Raw genomic sequence first — 2,656 nt, forward strand, 5'->3', positions numbered from 1 at the left:
GTGCGGAAGGCCACGCCCTGCGCCTGCAGTTGCGCGCGCAGTTCGCGGTAGTTGTAGATCTCGCCGTTGAAGACGATGACGTAGCGGCCGCAGGCTGAATGCATCGGCTGCGCGGCGCGCGGATCCAGGTCCAGGATGGCCAGGCGGCGATGGCCGAGCCATGCCCCCCCTTCATGCCAGACATCTTCGCCATCGGGGCCACGGGCGCGTAGCTGCGCCAGCCCTGCGTGCAGGGCGGCGTCGGTCAGGGGGGCGATAGAGAAGGCAGCAATCAGGCCACACATGGAGAGTGCCCTGCTTTGGGTTCTGGTGTTTCTGCCAGGATTTCAGCACACGCCAATCCGGCAATCGAGTCGCGCTGTCCCTGCACCATCAATACATACGCAGCACGGTAGCGCCGTGCAATGACGCGGATATCAAACAGTGCTTGTGCACGCACGCGCATGACATCACCCATGCTGCGACGAAAATGGGCATCACAGGCAACTTCGGCAATCAAATTTGCCAATGCGCCCACATCACCCGGAGCGTGCAGCAATCGCGCACCGGCAGGCCCCACCAACATCGGCGTGCCGCCCACCTGCGTGCTGATGACGGGCAAGCCCGCCGCCATCGCCTCAAGAATCACGTTGGAATTGCCTTCACCGTAGGAGGGGAGCACCAAGGCATCGTAATCGGGCATCCGTTTCGGGATGCCTTCGACATGGCCAAGCAGGTGTACACGGTCGCCCAAGCCCAGTTCTCGGATCATGGATTCGATGCGTGCGTGCTCATCGCCCCCACCCGCGATATCCAGGCTCACGGCACACGGCGCTGCGCCGCTCGACACCTTGTGCAGTGCCTGCAATACGTCCGGCAAGCCCTTCTGTGGATCCAGGCGACCGACAAACAACAATCGGCAGCCCGGATGCCTGCCGATTACCGCTGCATTGTTTTGTGGCGGCACAGCACCGTCGTGTTCGGGCAGGCGAATGCCATTGGGTGTCACCAAAGTGCGCGCCATCGGATAGCCGATGTCCGCAAGTTCATGCACGCTCTGAGTGCTCATCGCCACGATAGCATCGGCTTGACGCAGTCCCAAAATACGCAGCGCACCCAGCCTGCCGGCACGCATGCCCGGTATCCCGTACGCGCCGACATTGGGCAGCTTGACCATGATCGGCTTGCGGCACAGCGCCGCTAAAAGGATGGAGAACGCACTAACACCACTGGGCACATGGCAATGCACCACATCACTGGCGCGTGCCAGGCGCACAAAGGTGAGCGCGAACGACCATGGCGCACGCAGCCAACGAACCAGACGATGGCGTGGCCAGGGCAAACGATGGATGTCGATGCCTGCTTCGTGCGTCAATGCCGGTTGATCCGGCGTAACCCGCCCGGACAACACGCGCACCGTGCAGCCTTGCAGGGCCAGCTCTTCGGCCAGCAAGCGGGATTGCTTCTCCAGCCCGCCCACCACCGGATAGGGGAACTGCGGCACCACCATCAACACTCGCAACGGTGTCGTGGCCTGCTCCGGTTCTGATGATTTGCGCATAAAGCTCTTCGATTTTGCCTACCACATGTTCGATGGAATATTCCGCCTCAATCACCGCGCGCGCCCGTGTGCCCATGCGCGCCCGCGCATCGCTATCGCGGGCCAGTTCGACAAGGGCAGCAGCCAAAGCCTCCATATCGCCCACCGGAACCACAATCCCGGCACCGCTGCGTGCAAGCAGCTGCGTGGTACCGGAGACGGCGGTGGCGACACTGGGAAGCCCGCAGGCCATGGCCTCCAGCAAGGTATTGGCCATGCCCTCGTTGTGTGAAGACAGCACAAATACATCAGCAGCCGCCAGCCACGCCGGCACATCATCGGAATGTCCGGCCAAGCGAACGGTATGACCCAGACCCAGTTGATCAATGCACGCCGCCACTTCTGCCCGCAGGGGACCATCGCCTATCCAGATCAATTGCGAGCCAGCGGGCAAGCGCGGCCACGCGCTGGCCCACGCATGCAGCAGGCCGATGGGGTTCTTTTCGCCGGCGAGCCGCCCCACGGCGATGGCGACAAAACCATCCGCAACCGCCCGTTGCCGGCGTGCCTGCTGTCGCCATTCGACGGTGGCGGGGCTCAACCCTGCGCTATCGACCCCATTGCTGATCGCGTGGATCCGCTGCGATGGAATGCCGAAGGCGCGTGCCTCGTGCACGGTTTCCTCGGAAACGGCGATGCAAGCTGCGACGCGCCGGTGCGCCCAACGGTGCAAGCCGGATAAACGCAATCCCTGCAGGGCCGCATCCACGCCCTGATGAATGCCAGAACTTGTCAGCTTCAGCACCACCGGCCGTTGCAACAGCTTGCCCAGCAACACGGCGAGCGTGGCATGCGCGCCGTACTGGTGCACATGCCAGACAGCGAATGATCGGCCATGCAACAACAGCCACACCCCAAAGCTGAAAAGCGACGACGCTGCGTGCATGCCGCGCCGATACACGCACCACAGGCGACGCACCTGCACACCGTGCAGGTCTTCGTGCGCGGCCCACGTCGGGTCGCGCCGCTCGGTGATCACGGTCACGGCATGGTCACGCGCAGCCAAAGCAATCGACAGCCGCTCGGCGGCGCGCTCATAACCACCGGTGAGCGGGCGGAACTGGGGGCAGAGCATGA

General features: G+C 63.5%; 1 protein-coding gene and 2 pseudogenes. All 3 read right to left on the reverse strand.

Annotated features, from left to right (window positions below; translation table 11 throughout):
* A pseudogene (locus QWB57_RS01140) lies at positions 1-284 on the reverse strand (asparagine synthetase B); the annotation flags it as partial.
* Positions 272-1,540, reverse strand: coding sequence for a glycosyltransferase family 4 protein (locus QWB57_RS01145; protein WP_343229798.1), 1,269 nt, complete (start codon positions 1,538-1,540; stop codon positions 272-274). The gene QWB57_RS01145 and the pseudogene QWB57_RS01140, both read right to left, overlap by 13 nt.
* A 67-nt stretch (positions 1,541-1,607) precedes the next feature.
* A pseudogene (locus tag QWB57_RS01150) lies at positions 1,608-2,654 on the reverse strand (glycosyltransferase); the annotation flags it as partial.
* Positions 2,655-2,656: the final 2 nt, after the last annotated feature.

The sequence above is a fragment of the uncultured Thermomonas sp. genome, assembly GCF_937872235.1.
GTDB lineage: Bacteria > Pseudomonadota > Gammaproteobacteria > Xanthomonadales > Xanthomonadaceae > Thermomonas > Thermomonas beijingensis.

What these genes read in the sequence shown, in the direction of transcription:
- QWB57_RS01145 (WP_343229798.1), bottom strand. Translation starts at nt 1,540, where the DNA reads ATGCGCAAATCATCAGAACCGGAGCAGGCCACGACACCGTTGCGAGTG.